At 71.9% G+C, this 15,339-nt stretch carries 14 protein-coding genes, 1 tRNA gene and 1 pseudogene; 11 read left to right on the forward strand and 5 right to left on the reverse strand.

Translation table 11 applies throughout. From position 1 onward, the window contains the following. Window positions 1–4: 4 nt before the first annotated feature. Together pdxR and ACZ66S_RS18090 are read left to right on the forward strand one after the other, a co-directional pair. Window positions 5–1,351: a MocR-like pyridoxine biosynthesis transcription factor PdxR gene (gene pdxR, locus ACZ66S_RS18085; RefSeq protein WP_469902508.1), complete on the forward strand. Its 1,347-nt coding sequence runs from the start codon at window positions 5–7 to the stop codon at window positions 1,349–1,351. Between the two features lie 46 nt (window positions 1,352–1,397). Next, the gene (locus ACZ66S_RS18090) at window positions 1,398–2,633 is read left to right on the forward strand and encodes an MFS transporter (protein WP_469902509.1); all 1,236 of its coding nucleotides are present in this window, start codon (window positions 1,398–1,400) and stop codon (window positions 2,631–2,633) included. Here ACZ66S_RS18090 and ACZ66S_RS18095 read toward each other — a convergent pair. Together ACZ66S_RS18095 and ACZ66S_RS18100 are read right to left on the reverse strand one after the other, a co-directional pair. Then, window positions 2,629–3,072 (reverse strand): annotated as a pseudogene (locus ACZ66S_RS18095) (triphosphoribosyl-dephospho-CoA synthase); the annotation flags it as partial. The gene ACZ66S_RS18090 and the pseudogene ACZ66S_RS18095 overlap by 5 nt on opposite strands. Window positions 3,073–3,321: 249 nt before the next feature. Then, the gene (locus ACZ66S_RS18100) at window positions 3,322–3,762 is read right to left on the reverse strand and encodes an ATP-binding protein (RefSeq protein WP_469902510.1); all 441 of its coding nucleotides are present in this window, start codon (window positions 3,760–3,762) and stop codon (window positions 3,322–3,324) included. A gap of 230 nt (window positions 3,763–3,992) precedes the next feature. On the opposite strand from ACZ66S_RS18100, the gene ACZ66S_RS18105 reads away from it, so the two are divergent. The 9 genes from ACZ66S_RS18105 to ACZ66S_RS18145 all read left to right on the forward strand — a co-directional run bounded on the left by ACZ66S_RS18105 (window position 3,993) and on the right by ACZ66S_RS18145 (window position 13,925). Beyond that, window positions 3,993–4,856, forward strand: a complete 864-nt coding sequence (locus ACZ66S_RS18105; protein ID WP_469902511.1) for a hypothetical protein — start codon at window positions 3,993–3,995, stop codon at window positions 4,854–4,856. Between the two features lie 122 nt (window positions 4,857–4,978). Beyond that, on the forward strand, window positions 4,979–5,716 hold the full coding sequence (locus ACZ66S_RS18110) for a YcnI family copper-binding membrane protein (RefSeq protein ID WP_469902512.1): 738 nt from the start codon (window positions 4,979–4,981) through the stop codon (window positions 5,714–5,716). 76 nt (window positions 5,717–5,792) lie between these two features. Next, window positions 5,793–6,452, forward strand: coding sequence for an SCO family protein (locus tag ACZ66S_RS18115; RefSeq protein ID WP_469902513.1), 660 nt, complete (start codon window positions 5,793–5,795; stop codon window positions 6,450–6,452). Between the two features lie 11 nt (window positions 6,453–6,463). After that, a complete protein-coding gene (locus ACZ66S_RS18120) occupies window positions 6,464–6,922 on the forward strand; it encodes a copper chaperone PCu(A)C (protein ID WP_469902514.1) in 459 nt (152 codons plus the stop codon). Between the two features lie 13 nt (window positions 6,923–6,935). Continuing rightward, window positions 6,936–8,951, forward strand: coding sequence for a copper resistance CopC/CopD family protein (locus ACZ66S_RS18125; RefSeq protein WP_469902515.1), 2,016 nt, complete (start codon window positions 6,936–6,938; stop codon window positions 8,949–8,951). Window positions 8,952–8,959: 8 nt separating this feature from the next. Continuing rightward, a complete protein-coding gene (gene efeB / locus ACZ66S_RS18130; protein WP_469902516.1) occupies window positions 8,960–10,237 on the forward strand; it encodes an iron uptake transporter deferrochelatase/peroxidase subunit in 1,278 nt (425 codons plus the stop codon). 144 nt (window positions 10,238–10,381) lie between these two features. Next, a complete protein-coding gene (pheA, locus tag ACZ66S_RS18135; protein WP_469902517.1) occupies window positions 10,382–11,314 on the forward strand; it encodes a prephenate dehydratase in 933 nt (310 codons plus the stop codon). Between the two features lie 533 nt (window positions 11,315–11,847). Beyond that, window positions 11,848–13,125, forward strand: coding sequence for a serine--tRNA ligase (serS, locus tag ACZ66S_RS18140; protein WP_469902518.1), 1,278 nt, complete (start codon window positions 11,848–11,850; stop codon window positions 13,123–13,125). Next, the gene (locus ACZ66S_RS18145) at window positions 13,122–13,925 is read left to right on the forward strand and encodes an HAD family hydrolase (RefSeq protein ID WP_469902519.1); all 804 of its coding nucleotides are present in this window, start codon (window positions 13,122–13,124) and stop codon (window positions 13,923–13,925) included. The genes serS and ACZ66S_RS18145 overlap by 4 nt, the downstream gene beginning before the upstream one ends. Before the next feature lie 51 nt (window positions 13,926–13,976). Here the strand turns inward: ACZ66S_RS18145 and ACZ66S_RS18150 are convergent. The 3 genes from ACZ66S_RS18150 to ACZ66S_RS18160 all read right to left on the reverse strand — a co-directional run bounded on the left by ACZ66S_RS18150 (window position 13,977) and on the right by ACZ66S_RS18160 (window position 15,334). Beyond that, a tRNA-OTHER gene (locus ACZ66S_RS18150) sits at window positions 13,977–14,078 on the reverse strand. A 243-nt stretch (window positions 14,079–14,321) separates the two neighbouring features. After that, the gene (locus ACZ66S_RS18155) at window positions 14,322–14,519 is read right to left on the reverse strand and encodes an SGM_3592 family protein (RefSeq protein WP_469902520.1); all 198 of its coding nucleotides are present in this window, start codon (window positions 14,517–14,519) and stop codon (window positions 14,322–14,324) included. A 95-nt stretch (window positions 14,520–14,614) separates the two neighbouring features. Beyond that, entirely contained in the window at window positions 14,615–15,334 is a 720-nt protein-coding gene (locus ACZ66S_RS18160) for an ABC transporter permease (protein WP_469902521.1), read from the reverse strand. Between the last annotated feature and the right edge of the window lie 5 nt (window positions 15,335–15,339).

A 15,339-nucleotide genomic window follows, 5' to 3' on the forward strand; every position in this document is an offset into this window, starting at 1 on the left:
TTCGGTGGACCTGCATCTGGACCCCGACGGCGCCGACGGGCGTCGGGCCGGGCTCGAACGGGACCTGCGCGACGCCGTCCGGCACGGGCGGCTGGCCCCCGGCGCCCGGCTTCCCGCCACCCGGCGGCTCGCCGAGGAGCTGGGGATGTCCCGGGGGACCGTGAAGGCCGCCTACGACCAGTTGATCGCCGAGGGCTACCTGACCGCCCGGCAGGGGTCGGGGACCGTCGTCGCCCCGCTGCCGGCCGCCGAGACCGGCCCGGCCGAGAGCGGTGCACGCGTGCGTGCGCCGCTTTTCGACCTGCGGCCCGGAACCCCCGACGTCGGCGCCTTTCCCGCCACCGCCTGGCTCAGGGCCGTACGACGGGCCGTCGCCGCCGCGCCCGTCTCCGCCTACGACTACGGCGACCCCCTGGGCCGGATCGAACTGCGGACCGCCCTGTCGGAGTATCTCGGCCGGGCCCGCGGAGTCGTCGCCCATCCGGAGCGGATCGTCGTCACCTCGGGGGCCGTGCAGGGGCTCGCGCTGCTCACCGGGGTCCTGGCGGGCGGGACCGTCGCCATGGAGGACCCCGGGCTGCCCTTCCACCGCGACGTCGTACGGCGGGCCGGCGGACGGGTGGTGCCGGCACCGGTCGACGGGTGGGGCGTGGAGGTCGACGGTCTGGGCAACTCCGCGGCCGTCGTCGTCACGCCCGCCCACCAGTACCCGACCGGCGTGACGCTGCACCCCGCACGGAGGCGGGCGCTGACCGACTGGGCACGCGCGCGTGGGGCGTTGGTCGTCGAGGACGACTACGACGGGGAGTTCCGCTACGACCGGCAGCCCGTAGGGGCGCTCCAGGGGATGGCGCCGGGGCAGGTCGTCTACCTCGGGACCGCGTCCAAGACGCTCGGACCGGCGCTCCGGCTCGGCTGGATGGTGCTGCCGCCGCACCTCGTCGCCCCCGTCGCCGACGCCAAGCTGCACAGCGACCACAGCACCGAGGCCATCGGGCAGCTCGCGCTCGCCGAGCTGATCCGCAGCCACGCCTACGACCGTCACGTGCGCGCGTGCCGGCTGCGGTACCGGCGGCGCAGGGACCGGCTCGTGGAGCGGCTGGGGGCGCGATGGCGGGTCCAGGGCATCGCGGCCGGGCTGCACGCTCTGGTGGAGGTCGGGGACGAGACGGCCGTGCTGGCCCGGGCCGCGGCCGAGGGGCTCGCGGTGGGGTCGCTCCGGGAGCACTGGCACGCGTCCGGGACTCGCGAGGGGCTGGTCGTGGGGTACGGGACGCCACGCGAGGGGGCGTATCCCGGGGCGCTGGACGCCCTGGTCCGGGTCCTGGAATTGGACCACTCCCCGAGGTGACGAGTGGGCCTCCCCGGCGGCCCACCCCGCTTCTAGCGTTGTCCTCATGACGAACTCACTCGTCCCGCCCGCGGGCCCGCCACGCGTCCTGGCACTCGCCCAGTTGAGCAACTCCGTCGGGGACGGCGCCTACTACGTGACGTCGGCCCTCTACTTCACGCACGTCGTCGGTCTCGACCCCGCGCGCGTGGGGCTCGGGCTGACCGTCGGGTGGGCGGTCGGATCGGTGGTGGGAGTACCGCTCGGGCGGCTCGCGGACCGGCGCGGGGCGCGCGGTACGGCGGTGCTGCTGGCGCTGGCGACGGGGCTGGCGGTGGCGTCCTTCCTGGTCGTGCGGGACTTCGTGCCGTTCGTCCTGGCGGCCTGTGCCTACGCCTCCGCGCAGTCGGGGCTCGCCGCGGCCCGGCAGGCCCTGCTCGCGGGGCTGGTGTCCGCCGGGGAGCGGACCGGGCTGCTGGCCCACCTCCAGGCGACCCTCAACGCCGGGCTGGCGGTCGGGGCGGGGCTGGGCGGGCTCGCGCTGCACGCCGGGACGCGGGCCGGGTATCTCGGGGTATTCGCGGTGGACGCGGTGAGCTTCGTGGTGTGCGCGGGCCTGTTGCTGCGGCTGCCGTCGGTGGCCCCTCGCGGGACCGCGGACCGGCGTCAGGGCTCCGGGGTGCTGCGCGACCGGCCGTACGCCGTGATCACCTTGCTGAACACCGTCCTGCTGCTGCGGATGCCGCTGCTGAGCCTGGGCATCCCGCTGTGGATCGCCGAGCGGACCGCGGCCCCGGCCTGGCTGGTCTCCGCGTTGTTCGTGCTGAACACCGGGGCCGTGATGGTGTTCCAGGTGCGGATGGCCCGCGGGGTGACGGGCCCGGCGTCGGCCACGCGCGTGGTGCGGCGGTCGGGCTGGGTCATGCTGGCGGCCTGCGCGGTCTTCGCGCTGTCGGCGGGGGCCTCGCCGTGGGTGGCCGTGGGGGCGCTGGTCGTCGGGGCGGTGCTCCAGGTGGTGGCCGAGATGGGGCAGTCCGCCGGGGCCTGGCAGCTCTCCTTCGACCTGGCCCCGGCCGAACGGGTCGGCGAGTACCAGGGGTTCTTCGGGACCGGGGTGACGGTGGCCCGGACCCTGGGCCCCCTGGTGCTGACGACACTGCTGGTGGAGTGGGGCACGCCGGGGTGGCTGCTGCTCGGCGGGGCGACACTCGTGGCGTCGTACGCGATGGGTCCGGCGACCAGGCGGGCGGCGGCGGGCCGGGTGTCACGGCCGGGGACCGAGCGGGCTGTGCTGGTGGGCTGAGGCGGCCGGTGCGGAGGGCGCGGGGCGGAGCCCGCTTGTCGCGGTGGGCGGCGATCTTCTTGGCGGCCGCGGCCACGTCCCCGGACCGTGCCCCCGGGTCGAGGGCGGCCGCGGCGACCAGCAGGCCGAGGGTCCACAGCGCACCTCGGTGGCCGCCGCCGGCCAGGCCCACCGAGTGCTCGGTGCACCGGCCGATCGCACCCAGCTCCGCCCGCAACTGCGGGGTGGGTTCGCCGGTGCGCCGGGCGGCGGCGGCCATCGCCGCGAGGCCGGGCGCGAGCGCCTTGGCCGACCAGCGCAGCGAGCAGTGGTCCCGGCGCGTGGCCCGGGCCCCGAGGTCACGCGGGTCGGGCAGGCCCGGCTTGGGAGCCAGGGCGAGCTGACCGGTCAGCGCGGCCACTGCGGCCTGCGCCAGCGCCTCGTCCTCGCGGCTGCTCATGGCCGCACCCTACGAGGACGCGGGGGCCGAGGGACCGGCACTTTCGGACGGACCGGACGGACCTCCGCTCGGGGTCGCTCCACCGCCACCGCCACCGCTGCCGCCCGCGCCGGTGTGCCCGGCGTCAGGGTCGAGTCCCTGTGGTTTCCCGTCATGGCGAGGAACGTAGGAACCCAGGCCGTCAGGAGCTTGAGGGGACGCTGTGCGCGAGCTGAGGATGCTGGGGAAACTGAAGTCCGCGGCCGCGGTTCACACCGCGATGAGCGGTGCGTCCTTGCGCCACTTGAGGATCTTGTCGAAGCTCACCACGGCGCCGCGGCCCGGCTTGTTGCCGATCTGGACGTGGTCGGCGAGCTCGTGGATGAGACAGAGCCCTCGGCCGTTCTCCGCCTCCACGGGGGTCAGGCGGGGGCGCACCGGCGAGAAGCCTGGACCGGAGTCGGTGACCTCGATACGGCACTTCTCGCCGTCGAGGTAGGCGGTGACCCGGTAGGCCTCCGTGGCGTCCTGCGGCCCGCTCTCCCCGCCGTGCTCCACGGCGTTGGCGCAGGCCTCGCTCAGGGCGAGGGAGAGGTCGTAGGAGACGTCCGGGTCCACGCCCGCGGTCTCCATGGTGCCGAGCAGCAGGCGCCGGGCGAGCGGAACGCTCGCGGCCTCGCGCCTCAGATGGAGTGACCACCAGATGCTCATGCTCCAGCCTCCTGGCCGCGGCTCGACATACCGTTACGTATTGCCGCCCGTGCCCGTCCGTAAGCACATCCTTGACGTGATGCCGCCCATATGGGCGATGCGTCGGGGGCAACGGGCGGTGTATGTGGGGCAGTCCGCATGAGAAGTGACGTTCCGGTCGTACCCCCCGTACGTCATCTTGTGGACCTGCCGTATGGCGCTCATAAGCCCAGTGCGATGATGAGCCCGCCATGACTGCCCCCCACGCGCGCTCCGGAGGGGATCTCCGGGTTCTGCGGGCCGCGGTGTTCGCCGCGGTCTGCGTCGTGCTGGCCGCCGCCGGTCACGCAATCGCCTCCTGCGCCACGGTTCCGCTGTGGACGCTCGGCGCGGGGTTCGCCGGGGTCGGGCTCGTCGTGGCACCTCTGGCCGGTCGCGCGCGCTCGCTGCCGGGCATCGCGACGCTGCTCGCGGTCGGACAGACCGTGCTGCACGTCCTGTTCGGCCTCGGACAGCACGGCACGACGGCGATGACCTCGTCGATGACGTCCATGACGTCGATGTCCTCGATGACGTCGTCGATGTCCTCCTCGGTGTCGTCCGCGCAGTCGGTTTCCGACGCCACGCTGGTCCAGCAGGCCGCGCGGCTGCTGTGCGGGACCACCGCCGCGGCGATCAGCCCGGCGCAGGCGCAGAAGATCCTCACCGACGCCCGGCTCTATCCCGGCACACCGGGGACCACGACCCACCACGCGGCGGACGCCGTGAGTGCCGTCTCCGTCTGGCCGTCCCTGTCGATGATCCTCGGGCACGTCCTCGCCGCGGTCGCCGCGGGGTGGCTGCTGCGGCGCGGGGACCTGGCGCTGCTGCGGCTCGTCGAACTGTCCACGTGCTCGGCGCATTCGGTTGCGGAAGGGGCGCTCGTACGGTCCCTGCGCGGGGCGCTCGCGCTGGTGCGTGCCCTGTGCGCCGGGCTGCCGGGGGTTCCCGAGGCCGGGCCGCGCGCCCCGCTGGCGGCGTCTCTCGCGCCGCCCCGGCCGCGGACCGCGGCACTCCAGCACACGGTGATCAGGCGCGGGCCGCCGGCCGCCGACGTACTCGTTCTCGCCGCCTGACGCGACGCGACCACCGCTCCACTTCCCAGGGAGACGGAAAAAGGGGCCGCCGTCGTGCGGCACGCGCGTGTGCGCACGCGTATCCCTCTCCACAGGATCTCTTTCGAAGCGGAGTGCTCTTCATGAAGGCTTCTCGTCTCGCCGCCACCGGTGCCGTCGCCGCCACCGCCGTCGTCGTCCTCTCCTCGCCCGCGTTCGCACACGTCAGCGTGCAGGCCGAGGGCACCGCGGCCAAGGGCGGTTACGCGGTCGTGGACTTCAAGGTCCCGAACGAGCGTGACAACGCCTCCACCACCAAGCTCGAGGTCAGCTTCCCGACCGACCACCCGCTGGCCTCGGTCATGCCGGAGCCGATGCCCGGCTGGAAGATCGAGGTCACCAAGTCCAAGCTCGCCAAGCCCCTCGAGCTGCACGGCGAACAGATCACCGAGGCCGTCTCCAAGGTCACCTGGACCGCCTCCGGCAAGGACAGCGGCATCCAGCCCGGCTACTTCGAGAAGTTCCCGGTCTCCATCGGCGCCCTGCCCGAGGACGCCGACGAACTGGTGTTCAAGGCGATCCAGACGTACTCCAACAAGGAGGTCGTCCGCTGGATCGAGGTCCAGGAGGACGGGGCGGAGGAGCCCGAGACGCCGGCTCCCGTCCTCGCCCTGTCCGCGGCCTCCGAGGACGGGCACCACGGCTCGACGGCCGCCGACGACGCGGACGACAAGACGGAGAACGCCGCCGCGGCCACCGACTCCGGCACCGCCGACAGCAGCGACACCACGGCCCGTGTCCTCGGCGTGGTCGGCATCGTCGTCGGCGCCCTGGGCGTGGCCTATGGCGTGCTCGCCGGCCGCCGGCGCAGCGACGCCTGACCTGTTCCGCGGGAGGCGTGCCGGGGTCGTACGGCCCCGGCACGCACCGAAATTCTTACATCTGGGACATTTTGATATGCGCAAGAAGATGTTCGCCGCGGCCGCGCTGGTCGCCGCCGCCACCCTGACCCTCTCCGCCTGCGGCAGCGGTGACGACGGCGACAGCTCGCCCGTCTCGGTGGTCTCGGAGGAGGCCGGCTCGGACAAGGCCGCCACCGTCCTCGACCAGCCGTTCGAGAAGCCCGACCTGGTCCTCACCGACACCAAGGGCCAGAAGTACGACCTCCGCAAGGAGACCAAGGGCAGGCCGACGCTCGTGTACTTCGGCTACACCCACTGCCCCGACATCTGCCCGCTGACGATGAACAACATCGCCGTCGCGAAGAAGCAGCTCCCCAAGGCCGAGCAGGACCGACTGACCGTCGTGTTCGTCACCACCGACCCGGCCCGCGACACCCCGGCCGAGCTCGGCAAGTGGCTCAAGGGCATCGACACCCGGTTCGTGGGCCTGACCGGCGACTTCGCCACCATCCAGGCGAGCGCCCGCACCCTGGGCATCTCCATCGAGCCGACCCACAAGGACAAGAAGACCGGCAAGACCGTCTCGGTGCACGGCACCCAGGTCGTCGCCTTCTCCCCGAGGACCGACCAGGGATACGTCCTCTACGGCGAGGACGCCACCGTGGACGACTACACCAAGGACCTGCCCAAGCTCATCAAGGGGCAGAACCCGTGAGGCGTACGGCGATGTCGGCAGCCGTCCTGTCCGGGACCGGGGCCCTCGCCCTGGTCGGAGCCCTCGTCCTGGTCGGCTGCTCCGGCTCCGACTCCTCCGCCGAGGACCTCACCGTCTCCGGCGCCTACATCCCGCAGCCCGTCTCCGCCGACATGGCCGCCGGGTTCCTGACCATCTCCAACTCCGGCTCCTCCGCGGACGAGCTGACCTCGGTCACCAGTGACGACGGCGAGGTCACCATGCACGAGACCGACGGCGGCGCGATGGAGGAGGTCACCCGCCTGACCGTCCCGGCCCACGGGCGACTCGTGTTCAGGAGCGGCGCCAACCACCTGATGTTCGACAAGCTGAAACAGGCCCCGAAGCAGGGGCAGACCGTCACCGTCGAACTGCACTTCGCCACCTCCGACCCCGTCGTCGTCAAGATGCCGGTGAAGTCGGCGACCTACGTCCCGAAGACCGGACACTGAGGGAGGGACCACCTTGACGCAGACCATCACCCCCCGCGTCCGGACCCTGGTACTGCTGCTCCTGGCCGCGTGCGGCCTGCTGCTGGCCACGGCCGGGCCGGCCTCGGCGCACGCCGCGCTCACCGGCAGCGACCCCCAGCAGGGGGTGGTGGTCGACAAGGCGCCCGACCAGGTCTCCCTAACCTTCTCCGAGAAGGTCGCCCTGTCGAGCGACTCGCTGCGGGTCCTCGACCCCAAGGGCAAGGCCGTCGAGCAGGGCAAGCCGTTCGAGGTCAGCGGCACGACGTACGCCGTGAAGCTGCACAGCGGGCTGCCCGACGGCACCTACACCGTCACCTACCAGGTCGTCTCCGCCGACAGCCATCCGGTCTCCGGTGCCTTCACCTTCTCCATCGGCGCCCCCTCGACCACCTCCGTCTCCGTCTCCGGGGACACGGCGGGCGGCGGGGTCGTCGGCTGGCTGTACGGCTTCGGCCGCTACATGTCGTACGCCGGTTTCACCGTGCTGGTCGGCGGCGCCGCCTTCGTGCTCGGCTGCTGGCAGCGCGGCGCCGGAGTGCGGCCCATGCAGCGGCTCGTCGTCGGCGGCTGGCTCACGCTCACCGCGGCCACCCTGCTGCTGCTCCTGCTGCGCGGCTCCTACACGAGCTCCGGGAAGGTCGGGGACGTCTTCGACCTGGACCTGCTCGGCAACGTGCTCCAGACCAAGGCGGGCGCGGCACTCGTCTCCCGGCTGCTGCTGCTCGCGGCTGCGGCCCTGTTCATCTCCGTGCTCTTCGGGGCGTACGACAAGCGCGAGGACGAGGAGAAGCGCGACCTCACCTTCGGGCTGGCGATCGGCGGGACCGTCGTCGCGGCCGGGCTCGCGGCGAGCTGGGCGATGGCCGAGCACGCCTCGGTCGGGCTCCAGGCGGGCATCGCGATGCCCGTCGACGTCGTCCACCTGCTGGCCGTCGCCACCTGGCTCGGCGGCCTCACCGCCCTGCTCGTCGCCCTGTACCGCTCGGACGCGCCGGTCGAGTCGGCCGCCGTACGACGGTTCTCCCAGGTCGCCTTCGGCAGCGTCGTCGCGCTGGTCGCGACCGGCGTCTACCAGTCCTGGCGGCAGCTCGGCTCCTGGTCGGCCTTCACCGGGACGCGGTACGGGCAGTTGCTGCTGGTCAAGATCGGGCTGGTGGCGCTGCTGGTCGGCATCGCGTTCATCTCCCGCCGGTGGACCGCGCAGCTCGCGGACACGGTGGTGCAGCGGGGGAAGCGGGCACAGCAGAAGGAACGGGTCGGGGCGGGTGCCGCCGGCTCGGGCGGGGGTTCCGGCTCGGGGTCGGGCCTTGGCTCTGGCAAGTCCAAGGGGGGCGGCGGCTCCAAGGGCGCCGCTTCGAAGGAAGCCGGTGCCAAGGAGGGCGGCGACAAGAGCGCCGGCTCCGGGACCGCCCGTGACTCCAAGCGGGCCGCCCAGCTCGCCCGGCAGCAGGCCGCGATGGACACCGCGCGGCAGAAGCGGAGTCGGGACGCCGATCCGAACCGCTTCGGGCTGCGCCGCTCGGTACTCGCCGAGGCGGGGGTCGCGGTCGTCCTGCTGGCGGTCACGACCGTGCTGACGCAGACCGAGCCCGGTCGTACGGAGGAGGACGCCAAGGCGGCCAAGGCGGCCTCCTCGTCGGCCTCCTCCGACCCGTCGGGATCGTCCGGCGCGCTCACCCTGGACATGTCCTTCGACACCGGCGGCACGGACGGCAAGGGTGTCGTGACCGTCGACTTCGACCCCGCGCGCGTGGGCGGCAACGAGATGCACGTCTACGTCCAGCGGCCCAACGGCCGGGCCTTCGACATCCCCGAGGTGAAGGTCGCCCTCACCCTGGAGGCCAAGAAGATCGGTCCGCTGGCCGTCACGCCCGACCGCATCGCCACGGGCCACTGGTCGGCGAGCAACGTGCAGATCCCCATGGCGGGCGACTGGAAGGTCGCGGTGACCGTGCGGACCTCCGACATCGACCAGACGACCGTCTCCAAGAACGCTCAGATCGGCTGAACCGCACCATGGCTGAACAGTCCCCTTCCCTCGTCGACGACGGCGCCTCCGCCCCGGAGAGTCCGGCCGCGCGGCAGGGCATCTCACGGCGGGCCCTGCTCGGCACCGCCGGCGCCACCGGGCTCGTCCTCGGAGCCGCCGGCGGGGCCGCGGGGTATGCCGCCGCACCCGCCGCGGCGACTCCGCTGGCCTCGGTCGGCAGCCACGAGGTGATGTTTCACGGGAAACATCAGCCCGGCATCACCGACGGCCTCCAGGCGTGCGGCCATCTCGTCGCCTTCGACCTGGCGGCGGGCGCGGGCCGCAAGGAGGCCGCCGCACTGCTGCGCCGCTGGTCCGCGACGGCTCAGCGGCTGATGGCGGGGGAGGCGTCCGCGTCCGGCGACACGGATGTCGCCCGGGACGCAGGCCCCTCCTCGCTGACGCTCACCTTCGGTTTCGGGCACAGTTTCTTCGCCCGCACCGGACTGGAGAAGCAGCGGCCGGTCGCCCTCGACCCGCTGCCCGACTTCTCCTCCGACCAGCTCGACAAGGCCCGCAGCAACGGCGATCTGTGGGTGCAGATCGGCGCCGACGACGCCCTGGTCGCCTTCCACGCCCTGCGCGCGGTCCAGAAGGACGCGGGCAGCGCGGCGAAGGTCCGCTGGCAGATGAACGGCTTCAACCGCACTCCGGGAGCCACGGCCCACCCCATGACGGCCCGCAACCTCATGGGCCAGGTGGACGGCACCCGCAATCCGAAGCCGAGCGAGCCCGACTTCGCCCAGCGCGTCTTCGTCCCCGAGTCCGGCACGCCCGCGTGGATGGCGAACGGCTCCTACGCGGTCGTACGGCGGATCCGGATGCTCCTGGACGACTGGGAGAAGCTGTCCCTCGGGGCCCAGGAGGCCGTCATCGGGCGCCGCAAGGCGAACGGCGCACCCCTGACCGGGGGCACCGAGACGACCGCGATGGACCTGGAGAAGACCGACGCCGAGGGCACTCTGGTCGTCCCGGTCAACGCGCACGCCCGGATCACCCGGCCCGACCAGAACGGGGGCGCGGCCATCCTGCGCCGTCCGTTCTCGTACCACGACGGCATCGACGCGGACGGGACGCCGGACGCGGGGCTGCTGTTCGTCTGCTGGCAGGCGGACCCGCTGCGCGGTTTCGTCCCGCTCCAACGCAAGCTCGACCGCGGGGACGCGCTCTCCCCGTTCGTCCGGCACGAGTCCAGCGGCCTGTTCGCGGTACCGGGCGGGGCGGCCCAGGGCGAGTACGTGGGGCAGGCGCTGCTGGAGGGGTGAGCGCCCCGGACGTGCGGGACGGGGGCGCGCGGGCGTGGGTCACGCGAACGTCGGAGGCGGCCCTTGGTCACGCCGTTTCACTCAGCGGAGGGGCACTCGTGAGACGAGTGCGTCCCCTTCCGCAAGGGCCATTAGGGTGAGGTCATGCCAGCCAGCTATGCGTATCTCGGCCCCGAGGGGACCTTCACCGAAGTCGCGCTGCGGACGCTTCCCGAGGCGGCGACCCGGGAGCTGATCCCGTACGTGTCGGTGCAGTCGGCGCTGGACGCGGTGCGCGCGGGCGAGGCCGAGGCCGCGTTCGTGCCGATCGAGAACTCCGTCGAGGGCGGCATCACCACCACCCTCGACGAACTGGTCGCGGGCGCCCCGCTGATGATCTACCGCGAGGTGCTGCTGTCGATCACCTTCGCGCTGCTGGTCAGGCCCGGCACCGAGCTCTCGGACATCAAGACGGTCTCCGCGCACCCGGCCGCCCAGCCGCAGGTGCGCAACTGGCTCAAGAGACACCTCCCGGACGTCCACTGGGAGTCCGCCGCCTCGAACGCGGACGCGGCCCGGCTGGTCCAGGAGGGCCAGTACGACGCTGCCTTCGCCGGCGAGTTCGCGGCCGCCCGGTACGGCCTCCAGGCGCTGGAGACCGGCATCCACGACGCCGAGAACGCGCAGACGCGGTTCGTACTGGTCGGCCGCCCGGCCCGGCCCGCCGCGCCGACCGGGGCCGACAAGACCTCCGTCGTGCTGTGGCAGCGCGACGACCACCCCGGCGGGCTGCGTGACCTGCTCGGCGAGTTCGCCACCCGCGGCATCAACCTGATGCTGCTCCAGTCCCGGCCCACCGGGGCGGGCATCGGCAACTACTGCTTCTGCATCGACGCCGAGGGCCACATCACCGACCGCCGGGTGGCCGAGGCCCTGATGGGGCTGAAGCGGATCTGCCACGAGGTGCGCTTCCTGGGGTCGTACCCGCGTGCGGACAAGGGGCCGACGGACCTGGGGGCGCCCCTGACCGGAACCTCGGACGAGGAGTTCATGGCCGCCTCGGACTGGGTGGCCCGATGCCAGGACGGCCGCTTCTAGAGCCGGTCCTACCTGCAGATTTTAGTTATCCACAGGAGTTTTCCACAGGTCCGCTTCTCGACCTGGGGACAAGTCGACAACAAAAGGTGACCCTGTCGACAAATCGGCCCTCAGGGCCCATCCGTGTCCACACGCACGCAGGTCACCCTTCGTCCACTGTTTTCCTTTAGGCAATCCTTTGGGGTGACCCCTTTCCACTCGAAAGTAGGGGTAGAAGTGGGTTTGTGACGGGAATCCTCGGCATGGCCCTCGGGTTTCGGAGTGATCAATTCCGAAATCCACAGATCGTCCGCACACCCTGTGGATAACTTTTCGCGGGGTGTGGATTCCTGTGGACAACCGTGGGCCAAGTCCCGGTCCCCGCAAGGGAGTCGAGTCAACCCGACTCCTCGCGCGTGCTTCCTCCCGGGGATGCGGCACGCCTTTCCTTGACACGCACCGCAATTCGCCCATAACGGTACGTAAGTAGCGATTCCTCCCGACGGGGAATAGTGAGTCGTGGGCCGTATCCCCGCACCGGTAGCCTTGGCCGCGTGATTGACCTTCGCCTGCTCCGTGAGGACCCCGACCGAGTGCGCGCGTCCCAGCGCGCCCGTGGAGAGGACGTCGCCCTCGTCGACGCCCTCCTGTCTGCCGACGAGCGGCGCAGGTCGTCCGGCGTCCGCTTCGACGAGCTGCGTTCCGAGCAGAAGTCGCTCGGCAAGCTCATCCCCAAGGCCACGCCGGAGGAGCGCGCCGAGCTGCTCCAGAAGGCGGAGCAGCTCAAGTCCGACGTCAAGGCCGCCGAGGCCGCCCAGAACGAGGCGGACGACGAGACCAAGCGCCTCGCGCTGCAACTCGGCAACCTCGTCCACCCCGACGTCCCCGTCGGCGGCGAGGAGGACTTCGTCGTCCTGGAGACGCACGGCACGATCCGTGACTTCGGCGCCGAGGGCTTCGAGCCCAAGGACCACCTGGAGCTCGGCGAGGCGCTCGGCGCCATCGACGTCGAGCGGGGCGCCAAGGTGTCCGGCTCGCGCTTCTACTACCTGACCGGCGTCGGCGCGCTCCTGGAGCTCGCGCTCGTCAACGCGGCGATCGCGCAGGCCACCGAGGCCGGGTTCACGCCGATGCTCACCCCCGCGCTGGTCCGCCCGCGCGCCATGGAGGGCACCGGCTTCCTCGGCCAGGCCGCGGAGAACGTCTACCACCTGGAGAAGGACGACTACTACCTGGTCGGCACCTCCGAGGTCCCGCTCGCCGCGTACCACATGGACGAGATCGTCGACGCCGCCCAACTGCCGCTGCGCTACGCCGGCTTCTCGCCGTGCTTCCGCCGCGAGGCCGGCACCTACGGCAAGGACACCCGCGGCATCTTCCGCGTGCACCAGTTCGACAAGGTCGAGATGTTCTCCTACGTCGCCCCCGAGGAGGCGGAGAACGAGCACAAGCGGCTCCTGGACTGGGAGAAGCAGTGGCTGACCGGTCTTGAGCTGCCGTTCCAGGTCATCGACGTCGCCTCGGGCGACCTCGGCGCCTCGGCATCCCGCAAGTACGACTGCGAGGCGTGGATCCCGACGCAGGGCAAGTACCGCGAGCTGACCTCGGCCTCCAACTGCGACAGCTTCCAGGCCCGCCGCCTGTCCGTGCGCATGCGCGACGGCAAGAAGGTGCAGCCGCTGGCGACGCTCAACGGCACGCTGTGCGCCGTACCGCGCACCATCGTGGCCATCCTGGAGAACCACCAGCTCGCCGACGGCTCGGTGCGGGTGCCCGAGGTGCTGCGTCCGTACCTGGGCGGCCGGGAGCTGCTGGAGCCGGTCGCCAAGTGAGCCAGGCCCTGCCGTACCGGCTGATCGCGACCGACCTCGACGGCACGCTGCTGCGCTCCGACGACTCGGTCTCCCGGCGCACCCGGGACGCGCTCGCCGCGGCCACCGCGGCGGGCGCCGCCCACATCGTCGTGACGGGACGCGCGGTCCCCTGGACCCGGCACATCCTCGACGACCTCGGCTACGACGGCCTCGCGGTCTGCGGGCAGGGCGCGCAGGTGTACGACGCCGGCGCGCACCGTCTGCTGACGTCCGTGACGCTGGACCGGCAGCTCGCCGGTGTGGCCCTCGCGAAGATCGAGGCGGAGGTCGGCCCGCTGTACCTGGCGGCGAGCCGTGACGGCCTCGAGGGCGACGTACTGGTCGGGCCGGGATACGCGGTGACGGGGAAGCTGCCGTCGATGCCGTTCACGGACGCGTCGGACCTGTGGGCCGCCCCGCTGAACAAGATCTACATACAGCATCCGAGGCTGTCGGACGACGAACTGGCCGAGGCGGCCCAGCAGGCCGCGGGCGGCTTCGTCACGGTCGCGATGGCCGGCGAGGGCATCGTCGAACTGCTCCCGCTGGGCCTGTCGAAGGCGACCGGCCTGTCCCTGGCGGCCCGCCGTCTGGGGCTGAAGGCCGCGGACACGATCGCCTTCGGCGACATGCCCAACGACATCCCGATGTTCGCCTGGGCGTCCTACGGCGTGGCGATGGCGGACGCGCACGAGGAACTCAAGGCGGTGGCCGACGAGGTGACGGCCTCCAACGAGGAGGACGGCATCGCGGTGGTGCTGGAGCGGTTGCTGGGCTGACGCTGGTTCAGTCGCAGGTGCTCGGACTGCTGCGGCTGTCGGCGCTGTTCGCGGAGGATGCACGGATCGAACGTGCGCGGGCTTTCACCCGACCATGCCTGCATCTGCTTCAACACAGTGCAAGCCAGTGCCTTGCCACTCGGCCAATCCTCCGGGTGGGCGGCCTCACGCGAGAGCGACATCGCGTGCTCGAAGCGGCCGCCCCGGGCAGGTCCTGCGGGTGGACTCGACGGTGGCGTAACTACACCGGAGTCCTCCGCCGGCTGCCCTGACGGGAGCAGGACGTACTGTCGTGCATGGACACCGTCCGGCTCCTCTCCCAGCTCGTGGTGAACACAACCATCGTGCCCGTCCGCCGAGTTGGGCGCCACCGAATTAAACGGTCAGGTGTTCGACCTACCGGCGTCCCCACCGCCTGCGGCGCTTGCTGAAGAACCATCCCGCGGGCGGCTCGTCGGAGCGCCAGGGCTGCGGCTCGGGCGACTCCCGGCGCCAGCGCGCGGCGAGCATACGGGCCCGGGCAGACGGCTCGGAGGTCTCCGCGGAGCGTATGAAGTCCTCGTCCAGCACGAGGTCCTCCCAGTCGTCTGCCATGTCCGTTCCCTTCGGCTCGCAGCCGGACACACCCCTTGTCCAGTGTGGCCGGACCAGGATGAAGTCCCGGTCAATAAGCGGGACGTGAGGGGCTCCTACTCCTCGCCCGCCAGCGTCAGCGACCGCAGCTTCTGTCCCGCGTACCAGGTCGCGAGGACGGTCACCACGACCAGCAGCACGGTGGCCGTCGGCAGGCCGACGTCCGAGGTGACCAGGTCCCCGCCCGCGACCTTGTGGGCGACGGCCAGCGACCACTGCTGGACGCTCAGGGTCCTCGCGCCCGCCACCAGGGAGCCGAACAGGGCCTCCCAGACCAGCGCGTAGACGAGCCCGAACACCACCGCGTGCCGGGACACCGTGCCGAGCAGCAGGAAGAGCGCCGCGTAGGCGATCGAGGAGACCAGCGCTGCCACCGTGTAGGCGACGGCGATCTGCTGGCCGTTGCCGTTGAGGATGAAGCCCGCGATCAGCGTCGGCAGGGCCGAGAAGACCATCGTCACGGCGATCGCCACGATCAGCTTGGTGAAGATGATCGTCGGCCGCTTGACCGGCTTGGACAGCAGGTACACCACCGATCCGTCGTCGATCTCCGGGCCGATCGCGCCGGTGCCCGCGATGACGCCGATGATCGGGACCATGGTGGCGAGCGCGAGCCCGCCCAGCAGGTCGGAGGCGGTCTGGTCGTCGGCGCCGACCAGACCGCGCACGATCACGGAGATCAGGATCAGCAGCGCCGGCAGGGCGCCCAGGATGAGGGCCCGGCGGCGGCCGAGCAGGGCCCGGTAGGTGAGTCGGGCGACTGTGGGGTCGTACATCTTCG

Source organism: Streptomyces sp. NPDC107471, assembly GCF_055582845.1.